Raw genomic sequence first — 18,395 nt, forward strand, 5'->3', positions numbered from 1 at the left:
GGGGTATCGCCCCATGTCGGCTTCTTCAGATAGCAAATCACGCGGCTACTTCGACAGCTTCGGCAAAAGCGCCGAGGCCGAGTTCATGCCGGAAACCGCCGGCGCCTCGTTGCAGGATTCGCCGCGCTGGTCGCGCGTTACCGTGTGGCTGGCGGCGGCGTTGCTGATCAGCGCACTGGTCTGGGCCAAGTTCGCCGTGCTCGAAGAAGTGACCATGGGCGAAGGCAAGGCGATTCCATCGAGCAAGGTCCAGGTGATCCAGAACCTTGAGGGCGGCATCGTTACCGAAATCTTCGTGCGTGAAGGGCAGATGGTGAACAAGGGCGACAAGCTGTTGCGCCTGGATGACACGCGTTTTCTATCGAACAAGGGTGAAAGCGAGGCCGATCGCTATGCGCTGACCGCGCAGGTTGAACGCCTCTCCGCCGAAGCCGAGGGACGTCCGTTCAAGCTGTCTGACGAGGTGGTCGCCAAGGCGCCACAGGTCGCCGAAGACGAACGGGCGCTGTACGACCAGCGCCAGCGCCGGCTGGCCAGTGAGCAACGCACCCTCACCGAACAACTGCGCCAGAAAACTCAGGAGCTGGCCGAATTTCGCTCCAAGCAAGGCCAGTTCAGCTCCAGCCTCGCGTTGCTGCAGCAAGAGATGAACATGTCGGCGCCGCTGGTCGGCACGGGCGCGGTATCGCCAGTGGAAATCCTGCGGCTCAAGCGCAGCGCGGTGGAAATTCGTGGCTCGCTGAACGCGACGACGCTGGCGATCCCCCGGGCGGAATCGGCGATCAACGAGATCAAGAGCAAGATCGACGAATCGGAACAGACCTTCCGCTCCGACGCGGCCAAGGACCTCAATCAGAAACGCACCGACCTGTCGAAAATCACCGCTTCCAGCATCGCCATCGACGACCGAGTCAGCCGCACAACCGTCACTTCGCCGGTGCATGGCGTGATCAAGCAACTGAAGGTCAACACCATCGGCGGCGTGGTTCAGCCGGGCAGTGACATGGTCGAAATCGTGCCGCTGGAAGACAATTTGTTGATTGAAGCCAAGGTGCGGCCGCAGGACGTCGCGTTCCTGCATCCAGGTCAGAAAGCCATGGTCAAGTTCAGTGCTTATGACTACACGATTTACGGTGGGCTGAGCGCCAAGCTTGAGCTGATCGGCGCTGACACGATTACTGACGACAAGGGCAACAGCTTCTATCTGATTCAGGTCAGGACCGATAAAAACCATTTGGGCGGGGACGTGAAACCGTTGCTGATCATTCCGGGGATGGTGGCGACGGTGGATATTATTACCGGGGAGAAAAGTGTCCTGGATTATCTGCTGAAACCGGTGCTGAAGGCACGGACCGAGGCGATGCGCGAACGATAGATATCGCCGTAATCTGCGTTGACTGTGCAATTGCTATCGCGAGCAGGCTCACTCCTACATTTGGAATGCGTTCCCCTGTAGGAGTGAGCCTGCTCGCGATAGCGCCGGCCCAACCGACAATTATTTATCGCCATGATTACGCTGAAAGGTCTCCTCCCCCATCGCCGCAATCTGCCCCTCGATCAATGCCTCGAACGGCTTCAGCAACGGCGCAAACGTCGTCGGCGCTTCGAGAGTTTCCAGCGCCTGCACAATCGCCTCAACCGTCGACAACGCTCCCGGCCCCGGAGCCTTGCGCAATCGATAGCGCGATATGCCCCCCTCGGTCAGCGTCACCCGTGGCAACGCCGCCAGCAGCGGATTGAGGTGCAGCATCTTGCGCGCCTTGCGCCATGTGCCGTCCGGCACGACCAGCAACAGCGGCTCAGCAGACTCGGTGTAAGCCTGCATCGGCTGCGCATCGTCCGCCGGAAACAACAACCGCGCCCGATACCCCGGCCGGTTCAGCAACGTCGGCAAATCCTCGAACACTTCACCGACAATCAGTTCGGCATTGGTCAACCCGAGTGCCGCCAACCGCGCCGTATTCAACGCATGATTGACCTCGCTCGGATGCTGCAACAGCAGCACCCGTGTGCGGCTGTCGAGGCTCGGGATCAGCGCGCACAGGCAATGGGTTTGTGGGCGCAGGCAGCGCGGGCATTGAATTCTGGGCATCGTTCTTAGGCCTGATTGAGCTGTGCTTTGAGCAAATCACGGAAGGTCTGGATCAGCGGCTCACGGCTACGACCGCGGCGCATGATCATTGAAAACGGTGCCTGATAGCCAAACGTCGCTGGCAACAAAACCCGCAAATCACCCTTGTCGGCCCATGCCTGAGCGTAGTGCTCCGGCAGATAACCGATATAGGCCCCGGACAGCACCAGAATCAGCTGCGCCTCCATACTTTCCACGGTCGCGGCGCTGTGTTTGAAGCCGTGCCGGGCGAGTTCCGCCTGGCTCCAGTAACCGCGCCCGACCATGCGTTGCTGAGTGATGACCTGCTCTGGAATGCGCCGTTCATTGAACAATGGATGCCGACTACTGCAATACAACCAGTGCTGCTCACGGTACAGCGGCATGTAGACCAGACCGCTCATGCGCGTGGAAAACGCGCCGATGGCCAGATCGAGGCGGTTGTCCTGCACACCGAGTTGCAGCTCATACGGGCTCATCACCGACAAATGCAAATGCACCGCCGGGTGTTCCTGACTGTAGGCGCCGATGGCTTCGGCGAACGGCAGGGCCTTGTCGCTGACAGTGGAGTCGATCACGCCGAGGTTGAGCGTGCCGCGCAGTTCGCCCTTGAGCGCGGCGGCGTATTGCTCGAAGCCTTCGAGTTCGGCGAGCAGGCGCAGGGTTTCCTGATGGAACAGTTCACCTTTGCTGGTCAGGCTGAACCCGCCACGCCCGCGATGGCACAGCACGAGCCCAAGCGCGGCTTCGAGCTGGCTCATGTAGGTGCTGATCGCCGAGGTCGACAGGTTGAGTTCCTGCTGCGCGTTGGCGAAACCCTGATGGCGCACGACGCTGACGAAGATGCGTAATAGTTTCAGGTCGGGTAAAGCGTTGGCCATGCGGCTCTCCAAACATCTGTCGAACACTGATAACTTTGTGGTGAGGGGATTTATCCCCGATGGGTGGCGAAGCCGCCCCACGCCTGCAAATCGATTCATCAGGCATGCCGCGAGCAACGAATTTACGACTGCTGCGCAGCCGATCGGGGATAAATCCCCTCGCCACAGGGGTATCGGTGCAGGTTCGGGAAGTCTATCTCCAGCCTTGGCATTAGTTTAGAAAAATCTGAACTAAGTTTTTGCCCGTAGCGATTCTTTCGCCGCACTACATTTCGCATCATCGGCCCCACAGCGGCGTCCGAACCTTTGCTGAACGGTGCGCCGACATAAATAAAACAAAGACGATGAGGCCTTACCCGTGGACAAGATTCTTCACCAACCACTGGGCGGCAACGAAATGCCGCGCTTCGGCGGCATCGCCACCATGCTCCGACTCCCACACGTACCCACTGCTGCCGGTCTGGACGCTGCCTTCGTTGGCGTGCCACTGGACATCGGTACTTCGCTGCGCCCAGGCACACGCTTCGGGCCACGCGACATCCGCACCGAATCGGTGATGATTCGCCCGTACAACATGGCCACCGGCGCTGCGCCGTTCGACTCGCTGGCGGTGGCCGACATCGGTGACGTGGCGATCAACACCTTCAACCTGCTCGACGCCGTGCGCATCATCGAAGAAGCCTACGACAACATCCTCGAGCACAACGTGATCCCGATGACCCTGGGTGGCGACCACACCATCACCCTGCCGATCCTGCGTGCCATTCATAAAAAGCACGGCAAGGTCGGTCTGGTACACATCGATGCCCACGCTGACGTCAACGATCACATGTTCGGCGAGAAAATCGCTCACGGTACGACCTTCCGTCGCGCTGTCGAAGAAGGCCTGCTGGACTGCGACCGCGTGGTGCAAATTGGTCTGCGTGCGCAGGGCTACACCGCCGATGACTTCAACTGGAGCCGCGATCAGGGCTTCCGCGTGGTGCAGGCCGAAGAGTGCTGGCACAAGTCGCTGGCGCCGTTGATGGCCGAAGTCCGCGAGAAAGTCGGCGGCGGTCCGGTATACCTGAGCTTCGACATCGACGGCATCGACCCGGCCTGGGCGCCAGGCACTGGCACCCCGGAAATCGGTGGTCTGACGACCATTCAGGCGATTGAAATCGTCCGTGGCTGCCAAGGCCTCGACCTGATCGGTTGCGATCTGGTAGAAGTCTCGCCCGCTTACGACACCACCGGTAACACCTCGCTGCTGGCCGCCAACCTGCTGTACGAAATGCTCTGCGTACTGCCAGGCGTAGTCCACCGCTGAGGATCGGGTCATGAACGAACGTGATCAGGTTTTGCACGCGGCCGCCGAGCTGGTAGCCGCCTTCGCCCGTAACGATCGCGACGCTTACTTCGGTGCGTTCAGCACCGACGCGAGCTTCGTCTTCTACACCCTCGAACAGCCTTTGCTGTCGCGCGATGCCTATCAGGCCTTGTGGGACAACTGGCGCGCCGAGGATGGCTTCGAGGTGCTCTCGTGCACCTCGAGCAACGCCTTCGTCAGCCTGCAAGGTGACGTGGCGATTTTCATCCATGACGTGGCCACCGAGCTGCGCATGCAAGGGGAGCAACACTTCAGCCAGGAGCGCGAGACGATTGTTTTCAAGAAACAAGCGTCGAGCCTAGAACAACAAGGCCATTGGCTGGCCTGCCACGAACATTTGTCCGCAATGCCGGAAGGGCTGCCATCCCCTTAGCCAAGACAGGTGACGTTCACGCACGATGAACGCGCCTTTATGATCGGAGCAGATCATGAATAACAACAACAACGACCAAAGCCTTACGCAGATTGAAACCCACGGGGTCGAACAGATCCCGGACAACGAACGCACCGCAGGCCCGACGGACTTGTTCCGGATGATCTTCGGTGGTTCGAATACCTTTGCCACCGCCGTGCTCGGCAGTTTCCCGGTGCTGTTCGGTCTGTCGTTTCAGGCCGGCGTCTGGGCGATTGTGTCGGGCGTATTGCTCGGCTCGCTGATCCTCGCACCGATGGGCCTGTTCGGCCCGCTCAACGGCACCAACAACGCCGTGTCGTCCGGTGCACACTTCGGCGTGCACGGGCGGATCGTCGGCTCGTTCCTGTCGCTGTTGACCGCTATCGCGTTTTTCTCGCTCTCGGTGTGGAGTTCGGGGGATGCGCTGATCGGTGGTGCGAAACGCCTGATCGGTCTGCCGGAAACCGACCTGACCCTGGGCCTGGCCTACGGCCTGTTCGCGATCCTGGTGCTGACCGTGTGCATCTACGGCTTCCGCTTTTTGCTGTGGGTGAACAAGATCGCGGTGTGGAGCGCCAGCCTGTTGTTCCTGCTGGGCATCTTCGCCTTCGCTGGTCCTTTCGACGCGCACTACGCTGGCACCGTCAGCCTCGGTCAGCCGGGCTTCTGGGCGGCGTTCATAGGCGCTGCGCTGGTGGCGATGAGCAACCCGATTTCCTTCGGGGCGTTCCTCGGCGACTGGTCGCGCTACATCCCGCGTGACACCTCCAAGCAACGCATCATGGCGGCAGTTGTGCTGTCGCAGATCGCTACGTTCATCCCGTTCCTGTTCGGCCTGACCACGGCGACCATCGTTGCGATCAAGGCACCGGACTACATCGCCGCGAACAACTATGTCGGTGGTTTGCTGGCGGTGTCGCCAAGCTGGTTCTTCCTGCCGGTGTGCCTGATTGCGGTGATCGGTGGCATGTCGACCGGCACCACCTCGCTGTATGGCACCGGCCTGGACATGTCCAGCGTGTTCCCGCGCGTGCTGTCCCGCGTGAAAGCGACGCTGCTGATCGGCGTACTGTCGATTGCCTTCATCTTTATCGGGCGCTTTGCAGCGAACCTGGTGCAGAGCGTGTCGACTTTCGCTGTACTGATCATCACCTGCACCACGCCATGGATGGTGATCATGATCATCGGTCTGCTGGTGCGTCGCGGCTTCTATTGCCCGGATGACCTGCAAGTGTTCACTCGCGGCGAACAAGGCGGACGCTACTGGTTCAGCCACGGCTGGAACTGGCGTGGTCTGGGCGCGTGGATCCCGAGTGCGGCAGTCGGCCTGTGCTTCGTCAATCTGCCGGGGCAATTTGTCGGCCCACTGGGCGAGATGGCGGGTGGCATCGACATCAGTTTGCCGGTGACCCTGGGCCTGGCTTCGGTGGTGTACCTGACGCTGTTGAGCCTGTTCCCGGAACCGCGCGAAGTGTTCGGCCCGAAGGATGCCCGCAGCCAATTCATAGAGAAACCTGAACTGCGTCAAGCCGCCTGACGCCGATCCCCTGTGGGAGCGAGCCTGCTCGCGATGACGGCGGCACATCCAACAATGATGTGGCTGACAGACCGCTATCACGAGCAGGCGAAGGCCTACAAAGGGCAGTCCTACAGAACCAATTTGTTTCACCATAAAAAAGACAATCGGAGACACGCCATCATGGCTTTGGATTTATTCGTCGTACTCATCTACGCCGCCGCGATGTTGATTCTTGGCTATTACGGCATGCGCAAGGCCAAGACCAACGAAGACTTTCTGGTTGCCGGTCGTAACCTCGGCCCGACCTTGTACATGGGCACCATGGCCGCGACCGTACTGGGTGGCGCGTCCACCGTCGGCACCGTGCGTCTGGGTTATGTGCATGGCATCTCCGGTTTCTGGCTGTGCGCAGCATTGGGTTGCGGCATCGTTGCGCTGAACCTGTTCCTCGCCAAACCACTGCTGAAACTGAAGATCTACACCGTTACCCAGGTGCTGGAAAAACGCTACAACCCGATGGCCCGCTCGGCGAGCGCGGCGATCATGCTGGCCTACGCACTGATGATCGGCGTGACCTCGATCCTCGCCATCGGCACTGTGTTGCAAGTGCTGTTCGGTCTGCCGTTCTGGGTGTCGGTATTGCTCGGCGGTGGCGTGGTGGTGATCTACTCGGCCATCGGCGGCATGTGGTCGCTGACCCTGACCGACATCGTCCAGTTCGTGATCAAGACCGTAGGCCTGATGTTCATCTTGTTGCCGATCTGCCTGTACCGCGTTGGCGGTTGGGACGAACTGGTGCTGAAGCTGCCGGCAGCCGCCTTCAACTTCACCACCATTGGCTGGGACACGATCATCACCTATTTCATGATCTACTTCTTCGGCATCCTGATCGGCCAGGACATCTGGCAACGGGTGTTCACCGTCAAGAATGAAAAAGTCGCCAAATACGCCGGCAGCTTCGCAGGTGTCTACTGCATCCTCTACGGTCTGGCCTGCGCCCTGATCGGCATGGCAGCACACGTACTGATCCCGGATCTGGACAACGTCAACAACGCCTTTGCCGCCATCGTCAAACTGTCGCTGCCGGACGGCATCCGTGGTCTGGTGATCGCTGCTGCACTGGCCGCGATGATGTCCACCGCCAGCGCCGGCCTGCTGGCGGCGGCCACCACCCTGACCGAAGACCTGCTGCCGAAACTGCGCGGCGGTAAACAGTCGAGCCTGCGCATCAACCGCCTGTTCACCCTGCTGACCGGCGTCGTCGTGCTGGGCATCGCGCTGGTAGTGAACGACGTCATCAGCGCTCTGACGCTGGCCTACAACCTGTTGGTGGGTGGCATGCTGATCCCGCTGATCGGGGCGATCTTCTGGAAACGCGCGACCACTGCCGGCGCCATCGCCAGCATGGGCCTGGGTTTCGCCACCGCGCTGCTGTTCATGTTCAAGGACGGTCTGGATGCCAACACACCGATCTACTACAGCCTGGCCGTGAGTCTGGTGAGTTTTGTGGTGGTGAGTCTGGTCTCCCCTCGCCCGGCGACGGTGGCGAGTGCGATCTAAGCTTTGATGTAACGACTTGATGCTTTCTTCGACGGGTGTGGCGTCGGTTGCCACACCCGTTTTTTTCGTCTGGAGAAAATGATTTATGAAGATCGTTTCTCGCGATCAGTGGTTTGAAGTGCAACACCTGAGCAATGGCATTCGGCTGATTCACGAGCCGTACATTCGCCCGTTCTACCGCTGCAACCTTTGGCACGTTCAGGGACGCGACAAAGACCTGTTGCTCGACAGCGGTTCGGGGCTGGTCAGCCTGCGCGAACAATTGCCATGGATTACCGAACGACCACTGGTGGCAGTCGCCAGTCATTGCCACTTCGACCATATCGCCGGTCATCATGAGTTTGCTGAACGGCTGGTGCATCGCGCCGAAGCGGACATTCTTGCGGCGCCCGACGGTGAGAATGATCTGAGCCGTGCGTTCGTCGGCGATGACATGTTTGAGGCGCACCCGGATTGCCCGTTGTGCTACGCCGAATACCGGGTCAAGGCTGCGCCGGCGACCGGTTTCGTCGAGGACGGTGATGTGCTCGATCTGGGCAATCGCACGCTGCAGGTGCTGCATACGCCGGGCCATTCGCCGGGTGGCATCAGCCTGTATGAAGCGGCGACTGAAACCCTGTTCAGCGGCGATATCATTTACGACGGGCCGTTGATCGAAGACGCCTACCATTCCAATCTGCAGGATTACGCGGCCAGTTTGCGCCGTTTACAGGCGTTACCGATTCGGACGGTGCATGGCGGGCATTTCGGCAGTTTCTCCGGTGGACGTTTGCGTTCGATGATTGACGAATGGTTGCGCGGACACGCCTGAGGCCTGCTGTAATCAGTCGAAACAACAATGAATTATTTGTCATGAGAAGAGCTGCCGTGCGTGCCGCCGTACACCGATTTATCCGGCGCTTGCTGGAAAACCGCGAATTCAATGACCACACCAGCCTGGTGCAGTTGGGATTGGAAAAAGCGGATATCGAGGATCTGATCTTTCATCTTGAAGATGAATTCGGACTGACGGCGTTCACCGCAGAAGAGGACCGCATGCTCAAGACCGCGAAGACCGCGAATGACTTGAGTCGGTTTTTAATTGAGATTGGACAGCATTGAGAAGGAATGCCAAATACATCCATCAGGATGTTAGAGATCCCTGTGGCGAGGGGATTTATCCCCGTTGGGCTGCGAAGCAGCCCCATTCGCAGCAATCACATTTTTACAGGTCGAACCGGGTTTAATGGTTTTGGGGCTGCTGCGCAGCCCAACGGGGATAAATCCCCTCGCCACAAATAACCCCATTCACCTGATGCTTACGTGTGCCTACCGCCGACGAGGCTGGCGCCGACGCTGCTCGTCATCGGTGCGGATCGGTACAGGTTGCAGAGGCGGTTCGATCAAGCCGAGGGCAACACCTAAATCGTGCAGCCAGTTTTGAATTTTCTCTTTCATCGTCATGCCCCCTTCAGGGTGGTGCTGAGCGGCCGGAATTCTGAGGCCGCTTCGCACTGATAATAGTCCGAAGTCCTACGCAATGCTCGGCCAAATCCGCAATGATCTGTTACTGAATTGAACAGAGTTCGCCGGCATTGGTTCAGGCGGTTTCGCGGGTTTCGATCTGAGCCGCAGGATAGACAGCTTGTTGCACCTCAACCCAGGCATTGAGGTTGGCGCCGACCATGCCTTTGCGCCACATGAGCCACGTTGTCGCACCCACAAATGGTTCGGCCAACGGATGCACTGCGACACTGTCGCGCCCCGGCAGACTGGCGAGCATCGACTCCGACATTAGCGCCACGCCGCTGCCGGCAATCACGCAGGCAAGCATGCCCTGATACGACTCGATCTCCATCGCCCGGCCCATTGCCGCGTGATAATGCGCAAACCAGGCTTCGAGGCGCATGCGATAGGAGCAGCCCCGGCGGAAAGTGAACACTGAACGCCCCTCTACATCTCGGGCGCTGCGAACCGGCGGATGATCAATTTCAGTGATCAGCACCAGTCGCTCCTCGCACAAGGGCACGCCATCCAAGCCGGCCAACTCCAGCGGGCCATCGACCAGTGCGGCATCAAGGCGCCCGGTCAGCAGGCCTTCGAGCAACTCCCCACTGGGTGCCGACTGCACTTGCAGATTCACCGCCGGATACTGCTTGTGATAGCGCGCCAGCAACGCCGGCAAATGGATCGCCGCCGTGCTGTACATGGTACCCAGCACGAAATCCCCCGCCGGCTGCCCGCCCATCACTGCCGCACTGGCCTGATCACGCAACGCGAACAACTTGCCGGTGTAGTCCAGCAGGACTTTTCCCGCAGGCGACAACTGCAAACGCTGACGTTCACGGACGAACAATTCGACACCCAGTTGCTCTTCCAGCTGTTTGACCCGCGTCGACAGATTCGACGGCACCCGATGCAAACGTTCGGCAGCGCGGGTGATCGAGCCTTCCTCGGCCACGGCCTGAAAAATCCGCAGTTGGCTGAATTCCACAAGCTTTCTCCATAACAGAACAAGTTACTCACTATTATTCAATTTTAAAGAAAGTCAATCAGTCCTAGCCTAATGGTCATTGAAGCCCTTACGGAATTCGCACCATGTCACCCGTCATTCGCTTATCCGCCTGCTTCGTGGCCCTGATGCTGGCCATGGGTATCGGCCGTTTCGCCCTCACACCGCAAATGCCACACCTGCTCAGCGAAGGGCAGTTCGACCTGACGGCCGCCGGTCTGATTGCGGCGGCCAACTACCTCGGTTATCTGATTGGCGCAGTGGAGGCGATGTTCGCGCGCCGTCCTCAGCAAGTGCAGCGACGCCTGCATGGCGGCTTGTGGTTGTGCGTGTTACTGACACTGGCGTCGTTCTGGGCCAATGGGTTTTGGTCGCATCTGCTGCTGCGCTTCGGTACTGGGGTCGCGAGTGCCTGGGTGGTGGTGATGATTACGACACTGAGTCAGCCGCTGGCTGCGGCAGCGGGTCGTCCACGACTTGGGGCGCTGGTATTTGCCGGGCCGGGAATGGGGATTTTTCTGACGGGGTTGCTGGCGCTGGTCTCACATCTGCTGAATCAGACGTCCGCGACGCTGTGGCTGATTTATGCAGCAGCCGCGTTGGTGATGATGCTGGGGGTCTGGCGCCTCCTGCCGCAACCAGTTGCCACCAAGGCAGTTGCGGCAGTGGCCGTCAGTCCGTCGGATCGTGGCATCGCTCGGCTGGCGGTGATCTACGCCCTGTACGGCGTCGGCTACATCATCCCGGCAACGTTCCTGTCACAGATGGCCAACGCGCAATTTCACGGGCAATGGCAGGCAGATCTGTTCTGGCCGAGCTTCGGCCTGTGCGCGGCCATCGGGGTGCTATTGGTGAGCCTGCGCCGCCACGATCCGCAGACCACGCGTCACTGGTTGATGGCGACGTTGTGGCTGCAAGCGGCCGGTGTTTTTGCCTGCCTGCTGAGCAGCGGTTGGGGCCTGGCACTCGGCGTAATCCTCTGCGGCACGCCATTCCTGGCCTGCATGCAACTGGTCATGCAACGCTCGCGGGAACTGGCGCCCCACGCCACGCAACGTAATGCCGGCATGCTCACCGCCTGCTTCGCCGTCGGCCAGCTCAGCGGCCCGCTCTTGGCTGCGCTGAGCACTCATTACAGCGCAAGCCTGCACCCGGCCTTGCTGATCGCCGGCAGCGGCTTGCTGATTGCCGGCGGCCTGGCAATGCAGTCGATTACTGCTGGCCGAGCGCCTTGCGCAAACGTCGACGTACCCATTGCTCGGCGCTGACAAACGTGATGCCGAGCAACACCAACACGGCACCGATCACGAAGTTCAGACTCAACTGCTCGCCCAGCAGCAAGACGCCGAAGGTCACGCCGAACAGCGGCGTCATGAACGAAAACACCGACAGATTCGCCGCCAGATAACGCCGCAGCAGCCAGAACCAGACCAGGTAACTGAAGAACGACACCACCAGCCCTTGGAACAGCACACTGGCCACCGCCACGGTGGTCAGGCTGACGTGGCTGATCTGACCACTGAACAATGCGATCAACAGCAGGCCGACAAAACCGACGATCAATTGATAAAACAGGGTCAACGTCACCGGCGCGTCCGACAGACGCGAAGCGCGCACCACTACCGTGGTTGCGCCCCAGCAGGCGCCGGCCAGCACGCCAAAGGCATCGCCCAGCAACATGCGCCGGTCAAGGTTGTCCCACGACACACCTCCGGCGAAGGCAATCGCGATACCGATGAACGCGAGCAGAATGCCCAGCCATTGCAAAGGTCGCAGGCGTTCGCTGGCCAACAGAAAATGCACGCCCAATGCGGTGAAGATCGGCGCGGTGTAGAGGAACACCGACATGTGCGCAGCCGTGGTCAGTTGCAAGCCTTCAGAGATAAAGAAGAATTCCAGACCGAACAGCGCACCGGCCAGCAATCCGCCGCGCCAGGTATTGCCAACCTGATCCCAGCCGCCCTTCCAGCAGATCAGCAACCCGACCAGTAGCGCGGAAATCCCCGAGCGCGCCGCCGCTTGCATCACCGGTGCAATGTCCGGCGCCGCCCATTTGATCATTACTTGCTGCACGCCCCAGATCAGGCAGAGGCCGACCATCACCTGCAAGGCAAAACTGTCGGCATTACGCCGCTCGATACTCACCGCAACACCTCGAACACACACAACATGGCAGGCCATCCAATGGTCAGAAATCAGTGTCGAGGATTATCAATGACTCGGGCGGAAAAAGCCGTCTGGAAAAGACATTTAGTTCTTCCGTTGCGTCAGCGGTGAATGGCTGTCGGCTGCGCCGCCAATCGCTGGCAAGCCAGCTCCCACAGTGACCGGGTTGCTCACTGATGGTTTATTCAACACCAAACCCTGTGGGAGTCTGGCTTGCCAGCGATGGCGTCAGTTCAATCAACCCTGCTCAAGGATTTGAATTCAGAAGTCGTTTAGCTAGCAAAAACCCGACGGTACACGCCACCGCCGTGGCAAACGTGCCCCAAGCCCAATCCAGCACCGTCACCTGCACCGACCAGCCGCGCAACGTCGCCCAATTGGTCAGGTCATACGTGCCATACGCTACCAGCCCCAACAACGCGCCCATCTTCGCCGCGCGCTGCCAGCTCAGCGCCGGCAGCACCACGAACTGCACACAACCAAAAACATACAGGCAATAAAAAACCGCTGCGGGCACCAGCAGCGGTTTTTCGAGCATCAGCGAACCGAGCAGTTCGCGATAGGTCGGCGCCATCAACAGGCCGAGCCAGATGCCATCAAGCAGAAGAAACGTCACCAGCGTGGCCACGTAAGCCATCAGCATTCTTTTCATTTACCCGACCTCATGTGAGCCCATGCAACATGGGCCACACCAGGCTCAGCTTAGTTCAATGCGATCCGCGTGAATGACGATCTTGCCTTCCTTGTACAGCGCACCGATGGCCTTCTTGAAGTTGCCCTTGCTGACGCCGAACAGGCTGCTGATCAACGCCGGATCGCTTTTGTCGCTGACCGGCAACGAACCGTCATTCTCGCGCAACTTGGCGAGGATCTTCGAGTTCAGGCTGCTGGCTGCTTCCTGACCTACCGGTTGCAGGCTAAGGGCAATCTTGCCGTCGGCGCGCACTTCCTTGATGAAGCCTTTCTCGATCATGCCGGCACGCATGAACTTGAAGATTTCGTTCTTGTGGATCAAACCCCAGTGCTTGTTGTTGATGATCGCCTTGAAACCCATGTCAGTGGCTTCGGCAACCAGCAGGTCAACTTCCTGGCCTTGGCTGTAGTTGGCCGGGGTCTTGTCGAGGTAGCGATCCAGACGCGCCGTCGCGGTGATGCGGCGGGTGTGTTTGTCGAGGTAGACGTGCACCACGCAGTACTCGCCAGCGGTCATCTGGCGTTTTTCTTCGGAATACGGCAGCAACAGATCCTTCGGCAGCCCCCAATCGAGGAACACACCGATGCTGTTGACTTCAACAACTTTCAGACTGGCAAATTCGCCGACCTGTACTTTTGGTTTTTCTGTGGTGGCGAGAAGTTTGTCTTCGCTGTCCAGATAAACAAAAACGTTGAGCCAATCTTCATCTTCGCTGGGAATATCTTTAGGGATATAACGGTTGGGCAAAAGAATCTCGCCGTCGGCACCGCCGTCCAGATATAAACCGAAGTTAGTGTGTTTAACCACTTGCAAACTGTTGTAACGCCCGACTAAAGCCATTTCCAGAACCCTCATTACGTGGGCGGCATTCTACCCGTTTTTGCCGGGAACGTTTGGCGGCAAACCGGCGAGGCCGCAAATTCTGTGACAAGCCTTGATTTTCCTTGGTCGCCGGCCCACAACCTGCCGCTCGTCAGTCTGATTCTGCGCCTCGCCGTCAAGCATGCCTGCGCTTCAGAACATAAATGTTGTTATTTAAAACAGCAGGTTAGGCGGATATTGCGAATATTGAATCGAGAATAATGCAGCAACGCGGTGGGTTATTCCGGGGGATATTTACCAAGCAATTGTCAAGTTATTACTGTACGATGCCTGGCCGAGTTACTTTTCTACAGGTTAATGGCCGCCATGCGTGTAAAAGCATCCACCAGCAAAGCAAAGCCAGCTCCAGCCGTTGAAACCAGCGAATCGATCAACGATCAGATCGCAGCGTTCCTCAAGTCCGGCGGCGAGATCCAGCAAATTGCCAAAGGCGTCAGTGGCCAGACGTTCGGCCCGTCCAAGCAGATTAGCCTGGGCAAAAAGTAACACCCGGTTTTACACCCGTCCAGAGGCGCTTTGAGCTTCGAAGCGTCTGGACTGGCACCGCGCAATCCCCTCCCGCTTTAAACAAAAATCCTTGTAAATCGACGAACGGCCATCAATGCCGATCATTCGCCGGTATCCTTGCACGCGTCTAGATCAAGCGTTTCAACAGGCTCACCGGCCTGTGCTCGCTGTTCATGGAGTGACGCATGCGCAAAACTTCCTGTTTATTGCTCGTAGGCCTGCTGACAGGCACGACCGCGCACGCGCAAATTTTCCAGCGTGAACTCGGCGATTTCGACCTCAAACTCGGCACCACGCCGACGCGCAGCATGGCCCAGGGTCTGGTCAAACCGGCGGCGGCCGGCTCGTTCCACGGCGGTCTCGACCTGAGCCACGACAGCGGCCTCTATGTCGGCCAGTACGCACCGAGCATGGGTATCACGCCAGGCAAAAACCTCGAAATAGATTCCTACGTCGGCTTTAAACAGCCCTTCGATCAAACCCTTGGCTATGAAGTCGGGATGATCCACTACAGCTACCCGAGCGTCGAAACCCTCGACAGCCAGGAACTGTTCGGTGGCCTGACGCTGCTCGGCAGCCGCTTCGGCGTGGCTTTGAGCAACGATCCGGATAAACAGAACAACACCTTGTTCGCCGACCTTGGCGGTAACCAGCCGTTCGGCATCGGTGTCAGCATGAAATACACCACCCATCAACTGAACACTCCGGTAGCGGTGGACGGTGGTTATGTCAGCAGCTTCACCGATTGGTCAGTGCAATTGTCACGACCGTTCATGGGCGTCGATCTCGACTTGATCTACAGCAACTCCAGCCTCAGCGGCAGCGATTGCTCGGCCTATTCCGGGCACAACAGCCAGTGCGACGGCCTCGTCACCCTCAAGGCCGTACGCGCGTTCTATTGATTGGCTGAACTGCCGAGCGCATCCTGCATCACATAAGAATCAGATCTTCGAAGCCAGGCCACCGCAAGGATTCGCTCATGTCTCGCTGGTTCAAGCACATTGCCGCTCTGCTGTTGTTCACCCTCGCCCTCGGCGCTTGCAGTCGCGTCGGGCTGGCCTACCGTAACCTCGACGTGATCATTCCCTGGACGCTCAGCGACTATGTGGATATGCATGGCGAGCAAAAAGACTGGTTCAACGAACGCCTCAAGGAACACCTGAGCTGGCACTGCACCACGCAACTGCCGGGTTATCTGGATTGGCTGGATCGTTTGCAGACCATGGTCGAAACCAATCAGGTAACCGACGCCGCGCTCCAGGCGCGTACTGCGGAAGCCAAACAAGCCATCGCCGAAACCGCCCAGGCAATCACCCCTTCGGCAATCGAACTGCTGCAAGGGCTGGATGACAAACAGGTTGCCGAGATGAATGACGCGTTTGCCAAGGATCTGCGCAAGCGTCAGCAGGATTACGTCAATCCGCCACTGACAGAACAAATCGCCGAGCGCGGCGCACGCATGGTTAAACGCTTGAATGACTGGCTCGGGCCTTTGAGCGCGACCCAGGAACAACGCGTGATGGCATGGTCAACAGCGTTGGGCGATCAAAACACCCAGTGGATCGCCAACCGTGCGCATTGGCAGAAGCAATTCAGTGCCGCGGTTGCACAGCGCAAGAGCCCTGAATTCCCACAGAGAATCGAGACGCTTCTGGTTAATCGCGAACGTTTATGGACACCGGAATACCAGAAGGCCTACGCCAACACCGAAGCGCAAGCACGCGCGCTGGCGGTCGACCTGATGGCGGAAAGTACGCCGCAACAGCGTCAGCGGTTGCTGAAGAAGATTGATGGCGTACGCAAGGACTTTAATGACCTCAAGTGTCTGAAAGCCAGCAAATCCCCGTAATCCAGCGATCTGCAGGAGCAAAGCTTGCTTGCGAAAGCGGCGTGTCATTCAATGAAACTACTGAATTTGATGGCGCTTTCGCGAGCAAGCTCTGCTCCTACAGGATCCTCTGGGATCAGGCGATTTGGGCTTTTGAAGCCACCACATCAAACGTCGACTCATCCAGCGCATCGGCCTGCTCATCCAGCACCTGACGCGGGTGATCATTGCCAGGAATGCTGCTGTCGATCAGGCTCAACAAGCTCGATCCACGCGCCGTCAGCACAAAATTGTTTCCTGTGCTGCCCTCTTCATCCGGACGCGGTGCGATATAGCCGCGCAAAAGCAGCAACCTTTCATAATCGCAGGCCAGCGTTTTCAGATGATCCAGATTCCCGATCGGCTCGCCAGCGCTGGCTTTCTCCGCTGCATAGTCCTCGGCATACGCGCGAGGGGCAAAACTGTGGCCCGCGCTGTTCTGCACCTCGTGCAGCAAGCGCTCAATCAAATCCCAGTTATAAGTCGTCATCCTGATTCAACCTCCGGTGCGCGTGATTAGTGGCGCATACATAGGTTGTGACCGGAGCCTTGCGCAGCCGTTCAGCCGCATTGTTACCAGCGACCGACCGGCGGTCTGTCGATTGGCCTGAGGGTTAAACGACTAATCTTAAACAGACGGTTTCAACCCGCAGGAGAAATCATCATGAACGTTGAGAATCATCCGGTGGTGTCGCGCGAAGAATGGCTCGCCGCCCGCAAACAACACTTGGCCAACGAAAAAGCGTTCACCAGGGAACGTGATCGCCTCAGCGCCGAACGGCGCGCACTGCCATGGGTGAGAGTCGACAAGGACTATCGCTTCCAGGGCCCAGACACTGAAATGAGGCTGGCCGATCTGTTCGGCGAACACAGTCAGTTGGTGGTTTACCACTTCATGTTTGCCAAGGACTGGGAAGAAGGTTGCCCGGGTTGTTCGTTCCTCAGCGACCACATCGACGGCGCCAATCAACATCTGGCGCATCACGATATTGCGGTGGTTGCGGTTTCTCACGCGCCATTCAACGAATTTCAGGACTTTAAACGGCGGATGGGCTGGAAGTTCGATTGGCTGTCGTCAGCCGATTCCGATTTTAACTACGACTTTGGCGTGTGCGCCAAGGCTGAGGACGCAGAGGCCGGAAAGGCTACGTACAACTACGAAAAAACTGACAGCGCCGAGGAAGAAATGCCGGGGTTGAGTGTGTTTTATCGCAATGACAACGGTGAGATTTTCCACACCTACTCAACCTACGCCCGGGGACTGGACATGCTGGTGGGGGCCTACAACTTTCTCGACCTAACGCCGAAAGGCAGAAATGAGGACGAGATCATGGAATGGGTTCGGCACCATGATCGGTATGAAGGTGAGAAAGCGTCCAGTTGCTGCCACTTAAAATGAGCAGCGAGGAGATGTAAGCGATGGTGACGGACTGGTGAAAGGCTCCCACCGTCACCTCTACCCAAGTATCTGTTCAGGCCGGCTGAAGACTCTAATCATCGATTGATGGCGTATGACTACTTTTCCGGGGCAGGAAAAGTCTGGCGGCGAACCAACACGTCGCCAGTGATGCGAAAAACACGCCCGACAGTTCAATTAGATAATCCGAAACTCCGCCGCCCTTGATGTCCGTGTCTCGCACCACGAGCAAGACAAAACAAAGCACCCACCCTGTGGCGATACTGGCACCGCTCAGAGCTACCAGAAAACAACTCATCGCTGTCCTCCTGACCCTCAGTAAGGTAATCACCGTTGCAAAGAACAGGAAAGGCAGAAAGAAAATCAGTTGCGCAAGAAATGGCGCCAAAAACGGCATCAGAACAAGTTCGCCCCCGCGGACTTCGCCTAATAGCTTCGGGGTATTTACCAGGTGAGCAAGCAGTGTGATGGTCTTGATGACCCCCCACGAATCCCAACACAAACGGGCATAAAAGAAACGCCAGAAAAACCCTGCGGC

General features: G+C 58.5%; 21 protein-coding genes. 12 read left to right on the forward strand and 9 right to left on the reverse strand.

The window, feature by feature from the left end; all coding sequences use genetic code 11:
• The first annotated feature begins 13 nt into the window (after nucleotides 1-13).
• Entirely contained in the window at nucleotides 14-1,375 is a 1,362-nt protein-coding gene (locus tag JFT91_RS27920) for an HlyD family type I secretion periplasmic adaptor subunit (protein WP_201227509.1), read from the forward strand.
• 120 nt (nucleotides 1,376-1,495) lie between these two features.
• On the opposite strand, the gene JFT91_RS27925 is transcribed toward JFT91_RS27920, so the two are convergent.
• A complete protein-coding gene (locus tag JFT91_RS27925) occupies nucleotides 1,496-2,092 on the reverse strand; it encodes a tRNA-uridine aminocarboxypropyltransferase (RefSeq protein WP_201234478.1) in 597 nt (198 codons plus the stop codon).
• Nucleotides 2,093-2,097: 5 nt separating this feature from the next.
• Nucleotides 2,098-2,991 (reverse strand): LysR family transcriptional regulator, encoded by an 894-nt coding sequence (locus JFT91_RS27930; RefSeq protein WP_007956593.1) that lies wholly within the window; start codon nucleotides 2,989-2,991, stop codon nucleotides 2,098-2,100.
• A gap of 358 nt (nucleotides 2,992-3,349) precedes the next feature.
• On the opposite strand from JFT91_RS27930, the gene speB reads away from it, so the two are divergent.
• The 6 genes from speB (at nucleotide 3,350) to JFT91_RS27960 (ending at nucleotide 8,934) form a co-directional block, all read left to right on the forward strand.
• The gene (gene speB, locus JFT91_RS27935; RefSeq protein WP_008086245.1) at nucleotides 3,350-4,300 is read left to right on the forward strand and encodes an agmatinase; all 951 of its coding nucleotides are present in this window, start codon (nucleotides 3,350-3,352) and stop codon (nucleotides 4,298-4,300) included.
• 10 nt (nucleotides 4,301-4,310) lie between these two features.
• A complete protein-coding gene (locus JFT91_RS27940; RefSeq protein ID WP_201227512.1) occupies nucleotides 4,311-4,733 on the forward strand; it encodes a YybH family protein in 423 nt (140 codons plus the stop codon).
• Nucleotides 4,734-4,788: 55 nt separating this feature from the next.
• Nucleotides 4,789-6,291 (forward strand): purine-cytosine permease family protein, encoded by a 1,503-nt coding sequence (locus JFT91_RS27945; protein WP_201234479.1) that lies wholly within the window; start codon nucleotides 4,789-4,791, stop codon nucleotides 6,289-6,291.
• Between the two features lie 162 nt (nucleotides 6,292-6,453).
• Nucleotides 6,454-7,833 carry a sodium:solute symporter family protein gene (locus JFT91_RS27950; protein WP_201227514.1) on the forward strand — a complete coding sequence of 460 codons (1,380 nt, stop codon included), beginning with the start codon at nucleotides 6,454-6,456 and terminating at the stop codon, nucleotides 7,831-7,833.
• A gap of 85 nt (nucleotides 7,834-7,918) precedes the next feature.
• Nucleotides 7,919-8,644 (forward strand): MBL fold metallo-hydrolase, encoded by a 726-nt coding sequence (locus JFT91_RS27955; protein ID WP_201234480.1) that lies wholly within the window; start codon nucleotides 7,919-7,921, stop codon nucleotides 8,642-8,644.
• A 41-nt stretch (nucleotides 8,645-8,685) separates the two neighbouring features.
• Nucleotides 8,686-8,934, forward strand: coding sequence for an acyl carrier protein (locus JFT91_RS27960; protein ID WP_201228090.1), 249 nt, complete (start codon nucleotides 8,686-8,688; stop codon nucleotides 8,932-8,934).
• A gap of 207 nt (nucleotides 8,935-9,141) precedes the next feature.
• On the opposite strand, the gene JFT91_RS30035 is transcribed toward JFT91_RS27960, so the two are convergent.
• Nucleotides 9,142-9,270, reverse strand: coding sequence for a PA1414 family protein (locus JFT91_RS30035; RefSeq protein ID WP_003184145.1), 129 nt, complete (start codon nucleotides 9,268-9,270; stop codon nucleotides 9,142-9,144).
• Between the two features lie 142 nt (nucleotides 9,271-9,412).
• Complete coding sequence (gene ptrR, locus JFT91_RS27965) at nucleotides 9,413-10,306, reverse strand: putrescine utilization regulator PtrR (protein ID WP_201234481.1); 894 nt, start codon at nucleotides 10,304-10,306, stop codon at nucleotides 9,413-9,415.
• Nucleotides 10,307-10,410: 104 nt separating this feature from the next.
• Here ptrR and JFT91_RS27970 point away from each other — a divergent pair, with 104 nt between their 5' ends.
• On the forward strand, nucleotides 10,411-11,592 hold the full coding sequence (locus tag JFT91_RS27970) for an MFS transporter (RefSeq protein ID WP_201234482.1): 1,182 nt from the start codon (nucleotides 10,411-10,413) through the stop codon (nucleotides 11,590-11,592).
• On the opposite strand, the gene JFT91_RS27975 is transcribed toward JFT91_RS27970, so the two are convergent.
• The 3 genes from JFT91_RS27975 to JFT91_RS27985 all read right to left on the reverse strand — a co-directional run bounded on the left by JFT91_RS27975 (nucleotide 11,537) and on the right by JFT91_RS27985 (nucleotide 14,024).
• On the reverse strand, nucleotides 11,537-12,469 hold the full coding sequence (locus tag JFT91_RS27975; RefSeq protein WP_201234483.1) for an EamA family transporter: 933 nt from the start codon (nucleotides 12,467-12,469) through the stop codon (nucleotides 11,537-11,539). The two genes, JFT91_RS27970 and JFT91_RS27975, sit on opposite strands and share 56 nt — an antisense overlap.
• Nucleotides 12,470-12,737: 268 nt before the next feature.
• Nucleotides 12,738-13,142: a DUF2177 family protein gene (locus tag JFT91_RS27980; RefSeq protein WP_201234484.1), complete on the reverse strand. Its 405-nt coding sequence runs from the start codon at nucleotides 13,140-13,142 to the stop codon at nucleotides 12,738-12,740.
• 45 nt (nucleotides 13,143-13,187) lie between these two features.
• On the reverse strand, nucleotides 13,188-14,024 hold the full coding sequence (locus JFT91_RS27985) for a CvfB family protein (protein WP_201234485.1): 837 nt from the start codon (nucleotides 14,022-14,024) through the stop codon (nucleotides 13,188-13,190).
• 339 nt (nucleotides 14,025-14,363) lie between these two features.
• Between JFT91_RS27985 and JFT91_RS27990 the strand changes: the two genes are divergently transcribed.
• The 3 genes from JFT91_RS27990 to JFT91_RS28000 all read left to right on the forward strand — a co-directional run bounded on the left by JFT91_RS27990 (nucleotide 14,364) and on the right by JFT91_RS28000 (nucleotide 16,422).
• Nucleotides 14,364-14,552, forward strand: coding sequence for a PFL_1563 family small protein (locus JFT91_RS27990; RefSeq protein WP_016985943.1), 189 nt, complete (start codon nucleotides 14,364-14,366; stop codon nucleotides 14,550-14,552).
• A gap of 206 nt (nucleotides 14,553-14,758) precedes the next feature.
• A complete protein-coding gene (locus JFT91_RS27995) occupies nucleotides 14,759-15,475 on the forward strand; it encodes a TorF family putative porin (RefSeq protein ID WP_201227521.1) in 717 nt (238 codons plus the stop codon).
• A gap of 77 nt (nucleotides 15,476-15,552) precedes the next feature.
• On the forward strand, nucleotides 15,553-16,422 hold the full coding sequence (locus tag JFT91_RS28000) for a DUF6279 family lipoprotein (RefSeq protein ID WP_201227522.1): 870 nt from the start codon (nucleotides 15,553-15,555) through the stop codon (nucleotides 16,420-16,422).
• Between the two features lie 115 nt (nucleotides 16,423-16,537).
• Here JFT91_RS28000 and JFT91_RS28005 read toward each other — a convergent pair whose 3' ends face one another.
• Entirely contained in the window at nucleotides 16,538-16,930 is a 393-nt protein-coding gene (locus JFT91_RS28005; protein WP_201234486.1) for a transcriptional regulator, read from the reverse strand.
• A 174-nt stretch (nucleotides 16,931-17,104) separates the two neighbouring features.
• On the opposite strand from JFT91_RS28005, the gene JFT91_RS28010 reads away from it, so the two are divergent.
• On the forward strand, nucleotides 17,105-17,839 hold the full coding sequence (locus JFT91_RS28010; protein WP_201234487.1) for a DUF899 domain-containing protein: 735 nt from the start codon (nucleotides 17,105-17,107) through the stop codon (nucleotides 17,837-17,839).
• Nucleotides 17,840-17,930: 91 nt separating this feature from the next.
• On the opposite strand, the gene JFT91_RS28015 is transcribed toward JFT91_RS28010, so the two are convergent.
• Entirely contained in the window at nucleotides 17,931-18,254 is a 324-nt protein-coding gene (locus JFT91_RS28015) for a hypothetical protein (protein WP_242489378.1), read from the reverse strand.
• Nucleotides 18,255-18,395 lie beyond the last annotated feature (141 nt).

The organism is Pseudomonas sp. TH08, assembly GCF_016651275.1.
Taxonomy (GTDB): domain Bacteria; phylum Pseudomonadota; class Gammaproteobacteria; order Pseudomonadales; family Pseudomonadaceae; genus Aquipseudomonas.